The sequence below is a fragment of the Brevibacillus sp. MCWH genome (assembly GCF_013096935.1).
GTDB classification, from domain to species: Bacteria; Bacillota; Bacilli; order Brevibacillales; family Brevibacillaceae; genus Brevibacillus; species Brevibacillus aydinogluensis.
Window position 1 is genome coordinate 1 of record NZ_SDLF01000179.1, and the last position, 435, is coordinate 435.

At 40.7% G+C, this 435-nt stretch carries 1 pseudogene; it reads right to left on the minus strand.

The window, feature by feature from the left end:
- A pseudogene (locus ETC00_RS19970) lies at window positions 1-382 on the minus strand (hypothetical protein); the annotation flags it as partial.
- Between the last annotated feature and the right edge of the window lie 53 nt (window positions 383-435).

Below are 435 nucleotides of genomic sequence, written 5' to 3' on the forward strand. Positions count from 1 at the left end.
TCCAACCGTTTAAAAGTAAAATTACTTCTTTTGGTGTAAAACTAACACTTATAGGTACTGTTAGTGATACTGATCCGCTATTAGAAGGAATAGTAACGTTTGTATTGCCATAAGCGACTTGTTTTCCTGTATTCACATTCGCAATTTTATTCGCTAACGCTTGTAACGCTTCTGTTCCACTTGCCGATACGCCTTTGTTAGATAAATTCGTTGCCATCGTGTTTTTAGCATTCTGAATATGTGTTACTAACTGACTGAATGTGTCGCCTGCTGTTGCTGGACTTCCAACGACGGTGGCGACACCTGTTTTCCCGTCATTGGCAAATGTAAAAAGTTCGTTCAGTACGGCTTCAACATCCGTACCAGTGAAACGATTGTTCACATCTTCAATTGCTATGTTTTTAGCTTTATGCGCTCCTGTCGCAGTATCAGCCG